Annotated in this window: 14 protein-coding genes; 8 read left to right on the plus strand and 6 right to left on the minus strand. The window is 33.6% G+C overall.

Annotated features, from left to right (window positions below):
* Positions 1 to 71 precede the first annotated feature (71 nt).
* Positions 72 to 653 (minus strand): tRNA-(ms[2]io[6]A)-hydroxylase, encoded by a 582-nt coding sequence (miaE, locus tag NAT51_RS09840; protein WP_250598751.1) that lies wholly within the window; start codon positions 651 to 653, stop codon positions 72 to 74.
* A gap of 84 nt (positions 654 to 737) precedes the next feature.
* On the opposite strand from miaE, the gene NAT51_RS09845 reads away from it, so the two are divergent.
* The 5 genes from NAT51_RS09845 (at position 738) to NAT51_RS09865 (ending at position 7,681) form a co-directional block, all read left to right on the plus strand.
* The gene (locus NAT51_RS09845; RefSeq protein ID WP_250598564.1) at positions 738 to 1,970 is read left to right on the plus strand and encodes a glycosyltransferase family 4 protein; all 1,233 of its coding nucleotides are present in this window, start codon (positions 738 to 740) and stop codon (positions 1,968 to 1,970) included.
* A gap of 67 nt (positions 1,971 to 2,037) precedes the next feature.
* Positions 2,038 to 6,075 carry a PAS domain S-box protein gene (locus tag NAT51_RS09850; protein WP_250598565.1) on the plus strand — a complete coding sequence of 1,346 codons (4,038 nt, stop codon included), beginning with the start codon at positions 2,038 to 2,040 and terminating at the stop codon, positions 6,073 to 6,075.
* Positions 6,076 to 6,383: 308 nt separating this feature from the next.
* Positions 6,384 to 7,241: a KPN_02809 family neutral zinc metallopeptidase gene (ypfJ, locus tag NAT51_RS09855; RefSeq protein WP_250598566.1), complete on the plus strand. Its 858-nt coding sequence runs from the start codon at positions 6,384 to 6,386 to the stop codon at positions 7,239 to 7,241.
* A 45-nt stretch (positions 7,242 to 7,286) separates the two neighbouring features.
* Positions 7,287 to 7,508 carry a hypothetical protein gene (locus tag NAT51_RS09860; protein WP_250598567.1) on the plus strand — a complete coding sequence of 74 codons (222 nt, stop codon included), beginning with the start codon at positions 7,287 to 7,289 and terminating at the stop codon, positions 7,506 to 7,508.
* 11 nt (positions 7,509 to 7,519) lie between these two features.
* Positions 7,520 to 7,681, plus strand: a complete 162-nt coding sequence (locus tag NAT51_RS09865; protein WP_250598568.1) for a hypothetical protein — start codon at positions 7,520 to 7,522, stop codon at positions 7,679 to 7,681.
* A 21-nt stretch (positions 7,682 to 7,702) separates the two neighbouring features.
* Here NAT51_RS09865 and NAT51_RS09870 read toward each other — a convergent pair whose 3' ends face one another.
* Positions 7,703 to 8,440, minus strand: coding sequence for a hypothetical protein (locus NAT51_RS09870; RefSeq protein WP_250598569.1), 738 nt, complete (start codon positions 8,438 to 8,440; stop codon positions 7,703 to 7,705).
* 219 nt (positions 8,441 to 8,659) lie between these two features.
* Here NAT51_RS09870 and NAT51_RS09875 point away from each other — a divergent pair, with 219 nt between their 5' ends.
* On the plus strand, positions 8,660 to 9,349 hold the full coding sequence (locus NAT51_RS09875; protein WP_250598570.1) for an SDR family NAD(P)-dependent oxidoreductase: 690 nt from the start codon (positions 8,660 to 8,662) through the stop codon (positions 9,347 to 9,349).
* A gap of 2 nt (positions 9,350 to 9,351) precedes the next feature.
* A complete protein-coding gene (locus NAT51_RS09880) occupies positions 9,352 to 10,776 on the plus strand; it encodes an SDR family oxidoreductase (protein WP_250598571.1) in 1,425 nt (474 codons plus the stop codon).
* 695 nt (positions 10,777 to 11,471) lie between these two features.
* Here NAT51_RS09880 and NAT51_RS09885 read toward each other — a convergent pair.
* The 4 genes from NAT51_RS09885 to tssD form a co-directional block, all read right to left on the minus strand.
* The gene (locus NAT51_RS09885) at positions 11,472 to 13,007 is read right to left on the minus strand and encodes a YifB family Mg chelatase-like AAA ATPase (protein ID WP_250598572.1); all 1,536 of its coding nucleotides are present in this window, start codon (positions 13,005 to 13,007) and stop codon (positions 11,472 to 11,474) included.
* A gap of 447 nt (positions 13,008 to 13,454) precedes the next feature.
* Complete coding sequence (locus tag NAT51_RS09890) at positions 13,455 to 14,393, minus strand: hypothetical protein (RefSeq protein WP_250598573.1); 939 nt, start codon at positions 14,391 to 14,393, stop codon at positions 13,455 to 13,457.
* A gap of 41 nt (positions 14,394 to 14,434) precedes the next feature.
* Positions 14,435 to 15,118: a hypothetical protein gene (locus NAT51_RS09895; protein WP_250598574.1), complete on the minus strand. Its 684-nt coding sequence runs from the start codon at positions 15,116 to 15,118 to the stop codon at positions 14,435 to 14,437.
* An 11-nt stretch (positions 15,119 to 15,129) separates the two neighbouring features.
* Positions 15,130 to 16,635 carry a type VI secretion system tube protein TssD gene (tssD, locus tag NAT51_RS09900; RefSeq protein WP_250598581.1) on the minus strand — a complete coding sequence of 502 codons (1,506 nt, stop codon included), beginning with the start codon at positions 16,633 to 16,635 and terminating at the stop codon, positions 15,130 to 15,132.
* 142 nt (positions 16,636 to 16,777) lie between these two features.
* On the opposite strand from tssD, the gene NAT51_RS09905 reads away from it, so the two are divergent.
* Positions 16,778 to 17,761, plus strand: coding sequence for a hypothetical protein (locus NAT51_RS09905; RefSeq protein WP_250598583.1), 984 nt, complete (start codon positions 16,778 to 16,780; stop codon positions 17,759 to 17,761).
* Positions 17,762 to 17,974: the final 213 nt, after the last annotated feature.

Below are 17,974 nucleotides of genomic sequence, written 5' to 3' on the forward strand. Positions count from 1 at the left end.
CGGCAACAATTGCGTTATTTTCTTTTTAAAAATGGTGTTTTTTCTTCCGAAAAAGTATGATTGGTAGTATTTTACCCGTGAATAGTACCTGATATACCATAATTGGTTATCAATTCACCTTCGAATTCAATCCATTCTTTCCAGCGTTTATTAACTTCATCCACATTGCCGTATTTACGGGCAAAATTCAGGAAAGTTGTATAATGTCCGGCTTCACTGATCATTAAGTCACGGTAAAATGTAGCTAATTCTTCATCTTTTATATTTTCGGAAAGCACTTTAAAACGTTCGCAGCTTCTCGCTTCAATCATGGCTGAAAATAATAAGCGCTCAATCAGTGATTGCTCACGGGTTCCGTCTTTTTTCATGAACTTGGCCAATTGTCCTACGTAATCATCTTTTCTTTCACGGGTAAATTCAAGACCGCGTTTTTTGATAATATCATGAACCATTTGGAAATGTTCCAATTCTTCACGGGAAATAATAAGCAGTTCCGTTACCAAATCTTCCTTTTCGGAATTGTTGATAATCATGGTGATGGCATTCGTCGCTGCTTTTTGTTCGCACCAGGCATGGTCCGATAATATTTCAGCAATGTTTTCCTCTACGATATTAGCCCATCTTGGGTCGGTTTTTAATTTTAATCCAAGCATTTTGAAAAAATAAGATTGCAAAATTACGTTTTTTGCCATTGATTTTTACAGATAAAAGTGGGTATTTTGTAGAAAATATTCAATTTGAAAAAGAAGCAACTTTTAGTGATTGGTTTGGTTTGGCCGGAACCGACTTCTTCTGCAGCCGGGACGCGGATTTTGCAATTAATCGATTTATTTCTGGCGCAGCACTTTGAAATAACCTTTGCTTCAGCTGCACAGGAAAGTGAATTCTCATTCGATTTAGCTTCGAAAGAAATTCATAAAAAATCAATTGCCTTAAATTCATCTGATTTTGATGTATTTGTAAAAGAATTAAATCCTGACATAGTCCTTTTTGACCGTTATATTTCAGAAGAACAATTTGGTTGGCGTGTGACAGAAAATTGCCCGGATGCTGTCCGGGTTTTAGATACTGAAGACTTACATTGTCTTCGTTTGGAACGTCAGAATTCAGTCAAAAAAAGCAACAATTTTCAATTGGAAGATTTATTGCTTTCCGAAATCGCCAAACGTGAAATTGCTTCTATTTACCGTTGTGACCTGACCCTGATGATTTCGGAGTTTGAAATGAATCTACTGCAACAATTATTCAAAATTGATGAGGCATTGCTGCATTACCTGCCGATGTTTTATGAGCCAATTCCACAAGATAATTTGCTCTCGTTTGAGGATAAAAAAGATTTTATTTTCATTGGTAATTTCATACATGAACCCAATTGGGACGCAGTAATGCAACTAAAAAAAGTAATCTGGCCCCAAATTAAAAAGCAATTGCCACATGCGAAATTGAATATTTATGGTGCTTATCCAAGTCAGAAAGTTTTACAGCTTCATAATGAAAAAGAAGGATTTCTGATTCACGGACGGGCGGAAAATGCTCAGGAAGTAATCGGGAATTCAAGAGTCATGCTGGCTCCGTTGCGTTTTGGGGCCGGACAAAAAGGGAAACTTCTGGAAGCCATGCAAACCGGAACATGCTCGGTTACAACAACTATTGGATCAGAAGGAATTTCAGAAGATGATCACTGGAATGGGAATGTAACTGATGATTTTACTGCATTCAGTTCACTGGCAGTTAATTTGTATGAAGATGAGGCTTTTTGGAACCAAAAACAGCACATCGGATTTGAAATAGTAGCTAAATATCATGTAAACCGTTTTACTGAAGAGTTTGAACAAAGGATCCTAAAACTAGAAAAGGATTTGATTATTCACCGCCAATTTAACTTTATAGGAAATTTACTAAACCAGCACCAATTCCAAAGTACAAAGTTCATGTCAAAATGGATTGAGGAGAAAAATAAAAAATCCTAAAGCAGCCAGTTTAACATTTTTTTACTAAATTAGATTGCTTCGTAAACTTTACAAACTCAGCAATTTAATGATTTTAGTGTCGATGGTAAAATTTGTACTGATGCTCAATTCCTTTAGCATGGTTGCTTTTGATGATTTTTCTATTGGTTTTACTGATGATATTTATCATACATGGTGGTTTGTAACTTTTTTTGTTGTACTTCTTGCATTGGTTATTTTCTTGGGTTTCAGAGGCTATTCGGCTGTAAACCGGGATTTGATTAAGAATTATTTCGAAATCGAGAATTCCAATGAACAATACAGTTTGTTTTTTCTTTTTTTAGGAATTTCCATACCAACCATCGAATTTCTGGTCGAGTATTTTACGGTACGCAGGAGGGATTCTTTCGAAGTGAACCTGATTATCGGTGGTGTTTTGGTGATTATCTATTTTTTGAGCCAAAGATTTTCAGTCATTTTCAGAAATACCAGATTACTGTTTACGATTGCCTTTTTTGGTTATTATTTCCTGACACTGTATTGGATGTTAAAAGTACCCGGACATGTAGCCAGTTATTTTGATTTTGTAATCCTTTTTGTGGTTTCCTATAATATATTCAGATCTAATCTGCTTTACTGGATTTTTGCTGTTACCAACTTTGCCATACTTCTTGTTTTTCATTACAATAATTGGATTCCGAAAGTCTATATGGTGACCACTTTATACAGTATATTCCTTGTGTCAATTATTAACCATGTGCGGTATATAGTCAATTTAAAGGTTAAGGATAATTTTTTATTTGCCGATAACATTGTAAACAAAGGAACTTCCCTTGTTATTGCTGTTAATAAATCAGGGGAAGTAGTGTATTGCAGTCAGACAGTTACCTCAATATTGGGTTATGAGCCTGATGAAGTCAAAGGGTTGAATTTTTGGACATTGACGCAAGATCAGGAATTTACCGTTGTTGATTATGAAATAAGCAAAGAACTTTATGTCAGAAAACTGAAATGCAAGGACGGGAGTTATAAATACATTCAATGGAAGGATTCGGTTTATTCGGAAGATACTTATCTGGGTATCGGACATGACGTTACTGAACAACAGGAAGCCCAAAATCATTACAAAACGTTAATTGAGAGTGCTTCGGATATCATTTATGAAATTGATAAAGCCGGATATTTTATTTATCTGAATCCTTTTTCGAGAAAATTAATGAATTACTCTGAAAATGATATTATTGGAAAGCATTTTACCGATTTCATACGGGAAGATTATGTAGAGGAGGTTCTGGAATTTTACAAAAAATACTACGCCAGAAATGAAGATATCCCAACTATTGAGTTTCCTACAAAAAAGAAAGACGGTACCGAACTCTGGATTTCACAGAAAGTTTCCCTGACCCGTAACAGCGAAGGAAAAGTTACCGGTTTCGGAGCCATTGCACGTGACGTTACCCTGCTCAAAAAAATCCAGATAGAGCAATTAGAGAGACAGGAAAAAACAGAAATTTACAGCAGGACTATTAATGATTTGGTTACAAAGCAATATACTGCTAATGATTCGTTTGATGCAATTGTAAAGAACATACTGCGATCGGCTTCACAAGGTTCAAAAATAGACCGTATCGGATTCTGGAATTACACAGAAGAAATTTTGCAATGCAGCAACATTTATAATCTGGAAACTGACAGTTTCGGGGATACGATGGTAAGTTACAAATCGGAAAACCCAATTTATTTCGAATATTTCGTCAGGGATAATATTGTAATCGCTTCAGATGTTTACAATAATGAAGCTACCAAAGAGTTTATAACCACCTATTTTCCCAAAAACAGAATTAAATCGATGCTGGATATTCCGGTAATGGTTAACGGACAGTTGCATTCGATTTTGTGCTTTGAAACAATCAAAGAAATCAGGAATTGGGACAATGATGATATCAATTTTGCCCGTTCGGTAGCCGAAGTGGTTTCGTTGGCGATTGAATTTAATAAACGTATCGAAACTGAATCAAAACTGGAAGAAAAGACGAAAATTCTTTCTGCTATTGCAGCTTCAACCGAAATTTTACTCAAAAAAACCAGTGTTGAAGAAGCTTTTGATGAAATTTTCAGTAATACACTTTCTAAGTTGGGTGAAGCTGCTAATGTAGACCGGATTTATTATTTTGAAAACAACCAGCACAAACTCACATTAAGCCAGAAAAAAGAATGGGTCAGACAAGGTGTTGAACCACAGATCGAAAATGAAGAATTGCAGGATATTCCGCATGAAGAAATAAATTCGATGCTGCAACCTTTACTCCGTGATAAAATTTTCAACGAAGTAGTCAGTAGAGTGCAGGACGATCACCTGCGTGATATATTGGAAAGGCAAAATATCCTGGCCATTTTGATTTTACCGATTATGGTAAAAAACCAGTTCTATGGATTTATAGGTTTTGACGATTGTACAAAAGGGAGAAAGTGGACCGAAGATGAAATTGGGGTTTTACAAATTTTATCGAATAATATTGCCGCAACCATTGAACGGATTCATTCTGAAAAATTAATTCAGGAAAGTGAAGAAAAATTCAAGCTTCTGGCTGATAACATTCCCGGAACCGTTTACCTTTCAGAGTATGATGAAAACTGGACTAAAGTTTATCTGAATGACGAAATAGAAAAACTGACCGGTTATGATAAAACCGAATTCATCAAAGGAGAAGTATCATTGTTTGATTTAGTCCATCCGGATGATCAGGAAACACTAAAAAGGTATACAGATGAGTGTATTGCAAGAGGTGAGCCGTTTCATGTGATGTACCGGTTGAAAAAGAAATCAGGCGAGTACATCTGGATTGAAGAATTTGGCGATACCATTCTGAAAGAAGGAAAAGTAGCCTATATCGAAGGGATTCTGATTGATATTACCGAGAAGAAAGCAATTGAAACCGAAATCAAAGCACGTGAATATGCTGAAGCCTCGAACAAAGCAAAATCAGAGTTTCTGGCCAATATGAGTCACGAAATCCGGACACCATTGAATGCAATCATTGGTTTTACTGATATTTTAAGCGAAACCCAGCTCGATAAAACCCAGCATGAATACCTGGCGACGGTTAATAAATCGGCAGGCATATTACTCGATGTGGTAAACGATATCCTTGATTTTTCCAAAATCGAAACCGGAAAACTGGATTTGGATTACCACCGGGTGAATCTCGTCGAAACTGCGAATCAGGTACTGGATATTATCAAATTTGATTCGGTTCAGAAAAACATCGAACTGAAATTCAATATAGGAATTGGTGTGCCAAAATATGTATCCACCGACGCACTCCGGATTAAACAGATTTTACTCAATTTATTGTCCAATGCCGTTAAGTTTACTAGTAAAGGAACGGTAGAGTTACGGATGGACCTGATGGATCAGGATGAAGAAAAATCCAAAATCAGGATTTCAGTAATCGATAGCGGTATCGGAATCAAAAAAATCAATCAGGATAAGATTTTCGAACCTTTCTCACAGGAAGACAATTCAACCACGCGTAAATACGGAGGAACCGGATTAGGATTGGCCATTTCGAATAAAATATTGAATTTGATGGGCAGCAGCCTGGAACTATACAGTGATTTCCGCAAAGGGAGTACATTTTATTTTGATTTGAATCTGGATTATTACTCAGACGATGAAGGCATTAATTCGATTGATGTGAATAATTTATTGGTCCGTTATGAAGATCTCAGCCACCAGTATGTAAGGAATGTTTTCGAACTTGAGAAAAAGATTCTTGTAGTGGAAGACAATAAAATAAACATGCTACTGGCTCGTACCCTGATAAAAAAATTAATGCCTAGAGCCAATATTATAGAGGCACAGAACGGAAAAATCGGTGTGGATAAATGCCACGATTTAAATCCTGACATAATTCTGTTGGATATCCAAATGCCATTGATGAACGGCTATGAAGCAGCTGTTGAAATCAGGAAGTTCAACGATAAAGTTCCCATAATAGCCTTAACGGCCGGAACCATAAAAGGGGAAAAAGAGAAATGCCTGGAGTCGGGAATGAATGATTATATTTCGAAACCCATCGACAAAGATATTTTTGAAAATATCCTGCTCAAATGGCTACAGTAAGAAAATATTTATTTTTTTTGTATACTAAACTAACTATAAACTAGAAGCTATTAATTCCAGTCTAAAAGGCTCAAATTCCAACCTAAAAGGTTCGAATTCCAGCCAAAAAGGCTCAAGTTCCAGTCTAAAAGGTTCAAGTTCCAGTCTAAAAGGCTCAAATTCCAACCTAAAAGGTTCGAATTCCAGCCAAAAAGGCTCAAATTCCAACCTTAAGGTTCGAATTCCAGCCAAAAAGGCTCAAATTCCAGTCTAAAAGGTTCAAGTTCCAACCTATAAGATATTAATTATAAACCATAAACTATAAAATTATGAAATGGCAAGGAAGACGTCAAAGTGATAATGTTGAAGACCGCAGAGGAATGTCAGCCGGTGGTAAAGTTGTAGCCGGAGGCGGAATTCTGGGGATTATAATCGTATTGGTGCAAATGTTTGGCGGAGAAAACGCACAAATGATCACACCCATGCTGGAACAAATGAACCAGCAACAGGGAACGGTACAAACTGAACAACGGGAATTGACAGAAGAAGAAAAAGTTCTGGGCCAATTTGTATCCACCATGTTCGCTGATAATGAAGATACCTGGGAGAAAGTTTTTGCCGAAAACAATATGCAATACCGCCAACCGAAGATGGTGTTATTTACCGATGCGGTAGAAACGGCTTGTGGTTCAGCTTCGGCGGCTTCCGGACCTTTTTATTGCCCGGGTGATGAAAAAGTATATATGGATCTGGCATTTTTCAATGAACTGCAAACCCGTTTCGGAGCAAAAGGCGGCGATTTTGCCATTTCGTATGTGATTGCACACGAAGTCGGACACCACGTACAAACGGTTTTAGGAACTTCGAATAAGGTTCGTAAACTGCAATCCGGAATGTCACAGGAAGAAGCCAATAAGCTTTCGGTGGCATTAGAGCTGCAAGCCGATTTTTATGCCGGACTTTGGGCGAAATACAATCAGCAATATCTTGATCCGGACGACATTGACGAAGCATTGAGCGCTGCCCAAGCGGTTGGTGACGACGCCATTCAAAAACGCATGCAGGGTCACGTCGTACCGGAATCGTTTACACACGGAACATCCGAACAACGCAAATACTGGTTCATGAGAGGATACAAAACCGGCGATATCCGTCAGGGCGATACTTTCTCTGAGTTAGGCAATTAGGAGCTATTCCTGCCATTGTTATGAAGTACTAAAAATTATATGTATATGAATGAATATATCCTAAAATTGCCATATGAATTTGAAGCGTTCCAACTTGGTATTGAGTTAACTATAATACACTATGTTGATGAAGAAAATTTCACTAAAAAAAATGATGATGAACTTGAAGTTATAGTTTACAATATTGCTTTTGATGACGAAGATAATATGTATAGTTTCGATAAAGATATTAGGGCAAGTGCGCCTTATATATTCAATGAAAATTAATATTAAATATTATGAAAGAATCAATAGATTATATTAGGAAAGCCGAATTATTGGCTAAGCAGTATCCCACAAATGGCTTCGCTAAAGCCTTCTTAAGAACACTAGAAGAGGAGGGTAGCGAAAGTGAAAACACATTATCAGATGCTAAAGCACTAATTCAATTAAAAAGATAAACTACAATCAAAAAAGGGTAACTAAATGTTACCCTTTTCATTTTCATTACAATTATCTTTTTTAAACATTTCTTCAAAATTAATAATTTCAATCTCTTGTGTTTTCTTTATCTGAACGAAAATAAATTTATCATTGAAATACAATAATTCAAATTCATTTTTCTTTTTATCAATATAACATTCAATGTATTTTGTATTCTTAAGATTGAATGGGACATAATACATTTTATGGAAATGTTTAAAAAACAAATCACTGAAATGTATAAATAACGCAAACAATATAAAAACAGTTACATTAATATATTTATAACTATCATTACCAAAATGATGCAATAAAATATCCCTGTACACTTTGGTACAAACAATAAAAAAAAATAATAAAAAAAAGAAACTTGATGTAGATATTTTATCAAAATTGGTACTCCAAATACATATACCTAACATTGCTAAAAATAGAATTAATAAAATGTATTTAACAAATATATTTTCATAGGGCGGTTTTACTTTTGCTTTATCATCATTTAAATTTAAATCTTCTATTTTAAAGACATATAAATAGATTAAATAGAAACAAATTAAAAGAAACAATATAATTAAACCATCGGATATTACTTGAGTTATAGAAAAGAATCGAACAAATGATGTGTCAATTCTTAATAATTCAATCAATTGCCAAAATCCACCTAAAACTGTTGGTATTAATATTATAACATTAATATTATCTTGTAGAAATTTCACAACGTTTTTAACTCTATCCATATTATCAAATTTGTTTAAATATATGACTATTATTAAAATGATAAAAGCTAATGTTATCTTACTTTTTTGTGTACAGGCGATATCCGTCAGGGCGATACATTTACTGAATTAGGATTGTAAATAATTGTTAGTATAGGAAAGAAGAGTCGGTTATTCACCGGCTTTTTTTATGGAAGCTGAATTATTTTGTTTAACTTTATGTGATAAAAAATAAACAAAATGAAAGTTTATTTGTTTGCAGGAGCTTCAAGTGCCATAGCACAATCAACTAAGGAATTGTTTCAGCAGCAAGGGCATAAAGTGATCGGTATAAGTACCAAAGACGAATACCATGGCTATGATTCTGTTCTTAAAGTGAATGATTATACTATAACTTCATTTCCCGATATTGAAGAAAAGATTGATGGATTAGTCTATTTTCCTGGAACAATTAATTTAAAGCCCTTCCATCGTTTGAAAGAGGAAGAATTTCAATATGATTACGAGATAAATGCTTTGGGAGCGGTTAATTTTATCCAAAAGTATTTACCTAACCTGAAATTATCACCCACAGCTTCCATAGTATTAATAAGTTCAGTAGCTGCTAATCTCGGTCTGCCATTTCATGCTTCAATTGCAATGGCCAAAGGCGCAATCGAAGGCTTGACAAAAGCATTGGCAGCCGAGTTAACCCCAACGATACGCGTAAATTGTGTGGCTCCTTCTTTAGTGAATACTCCTTTGGGCGAAAAGTTTTTATCGACTCCTGATAAAATTGTTTTAATGGAAAACAGAAATCCAATGCACAAAGTTGGCGAACCAATTGAAGTGGCAAAAGCCATAGCTTATCTTCTTTCGGATGACTCAAGTTGGGTTACGGGACAGATTTTACACGTTGATGGAGGAATGGGAACACTCAAAAACAGTTAGTCATGAGAGTTTTACTGACAGGAGCCAATGGTTATGTAGGCAGAAGATTACTCCCCGAATTATTAGCGAAAGGATACGAAGTTGTGTGTTGTGTCCGGGACAGTAGACGGTTGGGTTTAGACACAAAAACTCAGGAATTAATCACCATTTGGGAAGTTGATTTTTTAAATGAACCTGATTTTACGAATTGTCCGGTTGCAATAGATGTTGCTTACTATCTTATTCATTCAATGTCAGGTTCGATTCAGGATTTTGACAATTTGGAAGCAAAAGCCGCCCTAAATTTTAATCTGTACATGAGGGAAATGAAAATCAGCCAGGTGATTTACCTGAGTGGAATTGTAAATGATCCCAATTTGTCGAAACATATGAAATCAAGAAACAATGTTGAGAATATATTGTACGGTGGAAATTATAAATTAACTGTTTTAAGAGCTGGTATTATTGTAGGTTCAGGAAGTTCATCTTTTGAAATTATACGGGATTTATGCGAAAAATTACCCGTTATGATTACACCAAAATGGGTTTTAACAAAGACCCAGCCTATTGCCATCCGGGATGTAATCCAGTATTTAATCGGGGTGATAAACAGAGAAGATTGTTATAATAAATCGTTTGATATAGGAGGTCCGAATGTTATCACTTACAAGCAAATGATGCAATTATATGCCAAGACAAGAGGTTTTAAAATATTGATGATTTCCGTTCCGGTAATGACACCAAGGTTGTCTTCTTATTGGCTGTACTTCGTGACATCGACAAGTTTTAAATTGGCCATGAATTTAGTAGACAGCATGAAGGTTGAAGTTATCTGCAAGGATAAAGAACTTCAGAATATGTTGGGTATAAAACCAGTTTCTTATGTGGATGCCATAAAATTGGCCTTCAAAAAAATAGAACAAAACCTTGTGATTTCAAGTTGGAAAGACAGTTTGGTAAGTAGTGGGTTCAAGTATAATCTGACGAGTTATATACAAGTGCCTAAATATGGCTGTTTAAAAGACATAAAGATGCAAAAAGTTGAAAATTCAGACCGGGCAATTGAAAATATTTGGTCGATAGGAGGTAACAAAGGCTGGTATTATGGCAGTTGGATGTGGGAGATACGTGGGGTTTTGGATAAAATATTTGGCGGGGTCGGACTCCGGAGAGGCAGAACCAGTCCAAATCATTTGGATAATGGCGACTCATTGGATTTTTGGAGAGTGATCCTGGCAGATAAAGAAAACAAACGTTTATTGCTTTTTGCAGAAATGAAACTGCCTGGAGAAGCTTGGTTGGAATTCAGAATTGATGAATACAACATACTGCATCAAATCGCCACTTTTCGCCCTAAGGGAATTTTCGGGAGATTATATTGGTACAGTATGTTGCCCTTTCATTTTTTTATTTTCAACGGAATGATTAAGAATATCGCGAAAGCCTAAAGTAAGAGGCAATCACAATAGTACAAAACCGTAGATATCCGCAGGATGATATTTCTTCCGAATTGGGTAATTAGGAGCTTTTCCTGTCATCCGTTTCAAGAAAACGCACAAAAAACACCGTTTTATCAATACAAAAGGAGCTTCCGTTGGTCGCTCTTTTTTATTGTAAAACAATCAGGTGTTTTTTTTGTGTTTTGCTTTCCACTGCTATCAGGGCTAGAAATATCCCTTATAATCATATCCATAAGTTATAATTAATTATCTAAAAGACTATAATTAATACCTAAAAGCTTATAATTAATACCTAAAAGACTATAATTAATACCTAAAAGGTTATAATTAGTATCTAAAAGGTTATAATTAATACCTAAAAGGTTATAATTAGTATCTAAAAGGTTATAATTAATACCTAAAAGGTTATAATTAATATCTAAAAGGTTATAATTAATATCTAAAAGGTTATAATTAATACCTAAAAGGTTATAATTAATACCTAAAAGGTTATAATTAATATCTAAAAGGCTATAATTAATACCTAAAAGATTATAATTAATTTACCTATCAATTATCAACTCATAATTAGCTTCGCTCCGTTCGCCTACGGCTCGGGTCATAATTCATAACTCATAACTTATAATTCATTAACTCATAACTAGCTTCGCTCCGTTCGCCTGCGGCTCGGGTCATAACTATAATCATCCCAACCAGCCTTCCCGGTCTAAACTCCGGTATTGAATCGCTTCTGCAATATGATTTGAATTAACCGCTTCAGAGTTATCCAGATCTGCAATTGTTCTGGAGACTTTCAAAATCCGGTCATAAGCACGCGCTGATAAATTCAACCGTTCCATCGCCGATTTTAACAATTGCAGCGAAGTTTCATCCAGTTGGCAATAGGTTCTGATTTGTCTGGTAGTCATTTGCGCATTGTAATGAATGTATTCATACGATTTAAACCGCTCCGATTGGATTTCCCTGGCACTGGTTACCCTTTTCCGTATCTCGGCACTGCTTTCACCATTCCGTTTTTCTGATAACTGGTCGAAAGGAACGGGAGTGACTTCAATATGGATATCAATCCGGTCCAGCAGCGGTCCCGATATTTTACTCAAATAGCGTTGCATTTCAGAAGGAGAGGAGCTAACCGGAGCATTCGGATCATTAAAATAACCACCCGGACTCGGATTCATACTGGCGACCAACATAAACGAAGATGGGTAGGTTATGGTGAATTTTGCCCTTGAAATGGTTACTTCCCGGTCTTCAAGCGGTTGCCGCATGACTTCGAGTACTTCGCGCTTAAATTCGGGTAATTCATCTAAAAACAACACGCCGTTATGCGCCAGCGAAATTTCTCCCGGTTGCGGATAACTCCCGCCACCCACCAGTGAAACCGAAGAGGCACTGTGATGGGGTGACCTGAAGGGCCTTTGGTTCATCAAGCCGGAATCCTTTACTTTTCCTGCAACACTGTGAATTTTTGTGGTTTCCAGTGCTTCCCATAAAGTCATGGGCGGTAAAATACTCGGTATACGTTTCGCCAGCATGGTTTTTCCGGCTCCCGGAGGACCAATCAATATTACATTATGCCCACCGGCAGCGGCTATTTCCATACAACGCTTAATCGATTCCTGACCACGGACTTCGGCAAAATCAAATTCGGGAAACTCAAGGGTTTTGTAAAATTCTTCGCGGGTATTGATAACGGTAGGTTCCAGTGTTCCATTTCCTTCAAAAAAATCTATGACTTCTTTGATGTTTTCGACTCCGTAAACATCAAGACCGGCGACAATAGCCGCTTCTTTTACATTTTGTTTTGGTAAAAAGAATCCTTTAAATCCTTCTTCTTTGGCCTTAATGGCTATGGATAATGCACCTCTGATAGGCTGTAGATTACCGTCAAGCGACAGTTCCCCCATAATAATGTATTGACCCACTTCTTCAGCAGTAATCTGACCTGAAGCAACAAGAATACCGATGGCAATGGTTAAATCATAGGCAGATCCTTCTTTGCGTAAATCGGCCGGTGCCATATTGATGGTGATTTTCTTTCCGGGAAAATTGTATTCGTTGTTTTTCAGGGCGGCAGCAATACGGTAACTGCTTTCTTTGATGGCATTATCAGGAAGGCCTACCAGATGGTATCCAATTCCCTTATCGATATTGACTTCAATGGTAATAGTTGTGGCGTCGACACCAAAAACGGTGCTTCCGAAGACTTTGATTAACATGGCGTATACTTTTTAAATGGCTTATAATGTTGCAAATATAGAAAAGTTACCCCAATAAAAAATCCCGGCGAACCGGGATTTGATTATTTTTTGAAGTTTTTGATTCCGCTTTCCAGCATATTTCATCTTCTCGGAAACCTATCTACATCACTAAATTTATGTATCATAAGTTCATTACTTTTACATTCAATTTTTTTGGAAATTTTATAAAATATTTAGGTAGAAAAATAATGAATATATTGAGTTAGATTCGACAGAAGTGATTGGAGCAATGGTGTCAACTCAAAAAGAATTTTCAATAATACTGAATAAAATTTTTATTTAAAAAAGGTAGTTTAAATTGGGTTAAACTAAAAGATTGATAGTTATTACTTGATATTGAATTAGGTCATGTATGTAATGATATTGAACAGTATCGTCAGTTTTATTAAGTATGATTTTTGTGACCTAAAATCCTTTTTCATAAGGGTTTTGATTGTTTTTTTCTGCTTTTTCAATTATTCTTAAAGTTCTTTCATCAACAACCGGTGAAAGTACTTTCTTGGATTTGTTTTTTTTAACTAAATCATTGCAATTCGAGTCATCCAATAAATCATCAAATTTGAAAATTCTTATGATAGAATAATTAATTTTTTGATTCTTTTTAAAAGCAGTTTTATTGAATTTTACAAATACATACTTATCATTCACATAAGTAATATTATAATTTGGATTGTATTCAATTTTTTGAATTTTGCATTCTAAATTCTCAATATTTTCCAATTCATCTGGAAGCATAAATGCATTGTGAAAAGTTCTTCCAAATGAGAAAATCCAATAAAATTCAATAAAAATGAATACTAAAATAAGTTTAAGAAAACTCTTTTTTTCATAATCTTTAATCTTTAATGAATGATGACCCAAATGCCAACTAAAGAGTATAAATATACTTATGATAATGTTTAAAGGAACATACCAAAATATATTTAAAGAAGTTCGAATATCATCACTTAAATAATTTGTTATTTTATAAAGTAAGTAATTGAAACAAAAGAATAATATTAAAAAGAATGTTGCAATTAGATTATTCCTTTCTTTAATTTTGAGCAATAATAATAATTTGCTCTCACCATTACTGTCAATTAGATTATTATTGGTATTTTCAGAATTTGTATCTGTTTTAAGTACAGTGACATAAAACAAATAAAGTGAACCAAATATTATTGACAATATAAATATCATCAAAAGACCATCTGGAATCATTTGACTTACAGAAAAAAACCTTATAAATGAAAATGATATAGATGATAATTCTGCTATTTGCCACAAACCACCTAATATTGGTGGGACAATGATAATAAGGCTTAAATTTTGGTTTGTTGTATTGAGTAGTTTTTTTAAATCCACGTTCTATCGTTTTAGTAAAAATAAGATAATTACTATTATATTTATTCGACTAAATGATAGATTTCTTTCTTGTATTTCCAATCGTCGTTTTCTCTAATGTATAATTTACCATAACTATCATAAATAGTTGATGTTTCAACAAATGCAGAATCCATTTTTTGGTTAAACTTAATACTAGTTACTTTAAATTTTAAAGTGTAGTTGTTTGATGTGTGGTGTGGTTCTAAAATTGCTCGTGCATTTTCTTTATTCTTTCCACTTGCCAATGAACCCAATCCATATATTAATTTACCATTGATTTTTTTCTTGTATTCATCGGTTAAAATCAAAGGTTTCAAGTTATTTGAATTGCAGTTTAAGTTAAATTTTGAAATTGAATCTTCATAAATAACTCTTTCAAGTAAATATGAAGGCAGCTTTTGTTTATTTAAATCAAAGTGATTGAGAGTTTGACTCAAGTTTTTAAATAAAGAAATATTAATATTTTCTTGAATTATAGTGTATTTCAACTTGGGAAATTTTGCATAAGATTCATTATTGTTATTCTCGCAAAGTTCAATACTAGCAATCTTATTTATAGCAATTCCTAATAGATGTGGAGTTGAATTACGTAAAATAATTTCTGAGTCTTGTTCCCATTTGTTAAAGAATTTATCTGCACTAGCTTCTTTTGAAGCTGTACACGAAACCAATAAAATTATAATTGCTAGAAAACTAAATTTCATAAGGTGATTTTTTAATGTAATGAAGCCCATTGATAGTAAAATAATGATTCTTTAGTATTATTATAATCCATATAATTTTTGGTTTTACTAATTCCAAATGTATGTTTTTTAATCTTTCCAGTTTCAGCAAATGTATGTTCCAAATTTAAGGCGTGCATTATTTCGTGCGGTATTTCAGTTTTAGTTTCCTTATTTTCATTTTTTAAGAACATCAAACTTGTTGTTCCAATAGTGATACCATTATTTGAAAATACACTTTCATCATTTGAATTAGCATTTTCCCATTGACATTTTAAGTTGGTCAAGAATAAGGTAATTTCATCTTGAATTGCGGTATTTTGTCTTGAATGAAATAAGCCTGTTATTAAAGTTAAAAATGAAGCTCTATTTGAAGCAGGTTGTTTTAAACTATCCTTAGAACCTTCAATCAAATTTTTCTTAATACGCTCAATTACTACCTTTTCAGCTGGAGTGGTAGTAGCTGAATTTATATCTAAAATATTTGGTGCTTGATTTACTAGCTTAATATCAATCAAAGCTGGATTAAATGCTCTTTTGAAATAATCATTTAATTCGGCTGCATTTTTGATATGACTATTTAAGACAACATCTTTATCACCTTTATTAAAATCGACTACAATCCAACGAACTTTTTGTTCTTTCGGTGCTGGATAAAAGAAATTGATTGCTCCGATTGGGTCATTATCACCCAATAATTTTAGTTGTAATGTGTTTGAACTTGTTTTATTACAAGTTATTGTGACTTCTTTAGCATCTTTTAAATTGGTAGGACTGAAAGTAAAATCAGGATGATTTTCAAATTCAATTGTTTGATATAAATCTTGATTTTTTTGCTTAAGTATATCTAATTCCAATGTGATTTTTTGGTCTTTTCTCATACTAACCCAAACAGGAAAGTATTGTTCGCCATAAACTTGAATTGGATTGTATTCTTTCTCAAATATTGCGGTGTTTGAAGTGCAAGTTTTTTTGTAATTATCTGGAATTTTATCAAAACCAAATTTACCTTCTTTGATATCAGTTTTTTTTGCATCAAAACTGATGATTAATTTCTTTTCGGTATCAGTTTCTTTTATAGGTGTTGGTTCTTTTGGGGTTGGGTCAGTAACTCTCCAAGATTTTGAAAAGATTACTTGACCGTTTTCAACCATTGAAGCTGGTGAAAGTGTGATACTTGTAGTTAACGGTTCTGTATTGGTAGAATCGAAAGCTTTGCTGTTGCTGATACAATATGTATCTAGTAATTCAACATTTCTACTTTTTGAAGTTCCAGTTCTTGAAGGTATTACGATTTTGACTTTCTTCATTGAACTACTATCAATCATCCATTGAAGCAACAACGGACTTTTAATAGTTTCAAGTTTTATATCCCAATATCCACCTTTGAAATTGCTGTTTGGGTTTCCCATAAAGTCAACTTCTTGGTTGAACTTTAAATCAAACTCTAAAATATTATACTCTTGGTCTTCTACGAAAAGCCTTGCTGAAATGCTCATGTTACCTCTATTGTTTATTAATACAAATATATAAGAAAAAACCTACTTGTTAGTTGAAGATTGTTTAAGAAGGTAAAGCAAAATAAAATGATATATTTACTATAGGAAATTTGTCATTATGAAAATAAAATGTAATCTATGTTTGAAAAATAATGTTGATGCACATCCAAATTCACATTATTTATCAGATTTTATTATTCGTCCAGCTTTAAATATTCAAGGTTCATCTAAAAGAGATTTGGGTTTTTACTTTGGATTTGATTCAGATAAACCATCTTCACAATTTAGGTATCAAAGAGGATTCACAAAATTTGAAAAAGTTGAAGAAGTATTAGGGCGTCAATCAACTGAGGAAGAAATTGTGATAATGAAACAAAATATTGAATTTTCTTCAAATGATAAATTTTGCATTGATTGCGAACCAAAATTTACCAAGATTGAAAATTTATTTAATAAAAATATTTTGCCAAAATTAAGAGATAGTGATTTAACTGGAATTAAAAATTTAGAATTAAGCGTTGAGGATTCAAAAGCATTAAGATTATTTGTATTACTTAATTTTTTTAGAACATCAATTTGTGATGATGAATTTCAAATTCAAAAGGAATTGCAAAATATTTTAAGAGATAAAATTTTTAATTATGATTTTGAAGGATTAGAAAATATACACTTGTCAGTTTCTTACCTTGAAACTTTACCCAATGAAGGTGATATAGATAATACTTATAAAACTGAAAACATTGTTGGTATTGTTTATGGGGCAAATCCCAAAACTATTTTTTTCAATGATTTTGTAATAACACTCATTGATGGACATGATTTCGAGCACGTAGAATATAATATTTTTGAAGACATCAATTCTTTGCTGAATTCGTTAAATATTGATATGAAAAATTATAAAGTAAAAATTTTTTCAAATGATGAGAGAAAATTTATAATTAATAAAATAGCTACAAAACTAGGAATAAAAATTTATCAAGAACAAATATTAGATTTCTATAAAAGATATGTAATTGAATTTAACAAATTACCAACGGATAAAATTATAGGTGATTTTATTGAGTCATTCTTGAATAATAGAAAACATGCAACAGTTGAACAAAATAGGAATAAATTAATATTTTAGAGAACTTAAAAATAACTAACTTAAAGAGAATATAAAAATATTGTTTCCATGTTGTTGAAAATAAAGTCCTTATAAATTATTTTAGATACTACAATAAATAATTACAATATCAATGGTAATAGTTGTGGCGTCGACACCAAAAACGGTGCTTCCGAAGACTTTGATTAACATGGCGTATACTTTTTAAATGGCTTATAATGTTGCAAATATAGA

Origin of the sequence: Flavobacterium amniphilum (assembly GCF_023634845.1) — a bacterium.
Lineage (GTDB): Bacteria > Bacteroidota > Bacteroidia > Flavobacteriales > Flavobacteriaceae > Flavobacterium > Flavobacterium amniphilum.

What these genes read in the sequence shown, in the direction of transcription:
- miaE (WP_250598751.1), bottom strand. Translation starts at nt 653, where the DNA reads ATGCTTGGATTAAAATTAAAAACCGACCCAAGATGGGCTAATATCGTA.
- NAT51_RS09850 (WP_250598565.1), top strand. Translation starts at nt 2,038, where the DNA reads ATGATTTTAGTGTCGATGGTAAAATTTGTACTGATGCTCAATTCCTTT.
- ypfJ (WP_250598566.1), top strand. Translation starts at nt 6,384, where the DNA reads ATGAAATGGCAAGGAAGACGTCAAAGTGATAATGTTGAAGACCGCAGA.
- NAT51_RS09860 (WP_250598567.1), top strand. Translation starts at nt 7,287, where the DNA reads ATGAATGAATATATCCTAAAATTGCCATATGAATTTGAAGCGTTCCAA.
- NAT51_RS09865 (WP_250598568.1), top strand. Translation starts at nt 7,520, where the DNA reads ATGAAAGAATCAATAGATTATATTAGGAAAGCCGAATTATTGGCTAAG.
- NAT51_RS09870 (WP_250598569.1), bottom strand. Translation starts at nt 8,440, where the DNA reads ATGGATAGAGTTAAAAACGTTGTGAAATTTCTACAAGATAATATTAAT.
- NAT51_RS09875 (WP_250598570.1), top strand. Translation starts at nt 8,660, where the DNA reads ATGAAAGTTTATTTGTTTGCAGGAGCTTCAAGTGCCATAGCACAATCA.
- NAT51_RS09880 (WP_250598571.1), top strand. Translation starts at nt 9,352, where the DNA reads ATGAGAGTTTTACTGACAGGAGCCAATGGTTATGTAGGCAGAAGATTA.
- NAT51_RS09885 (WP_250598572.1), bottom strand. Translation starts at nt 13,007, where the DNA reads ATGTTAATCAAAGTCTTCGGAAGCACCGTTTTTGGTGTCGACGCCACA.
- NAT51_RS09895 (WP_250598574.1), bottom strand. Translation starts at nt 15,118, where the DNA reads ATGAAATTTAGTTTTCTAGCAATTATAATTTTATTGGTTTCGTGTACA.
- tssD (WP_250598581.1), bottom strand. Translation starts at nt 16,635, where the DNA reads ATGAGCATTTCAGCAAGGCTTTTCGTAGAAGACCAAGAGTATAATATT.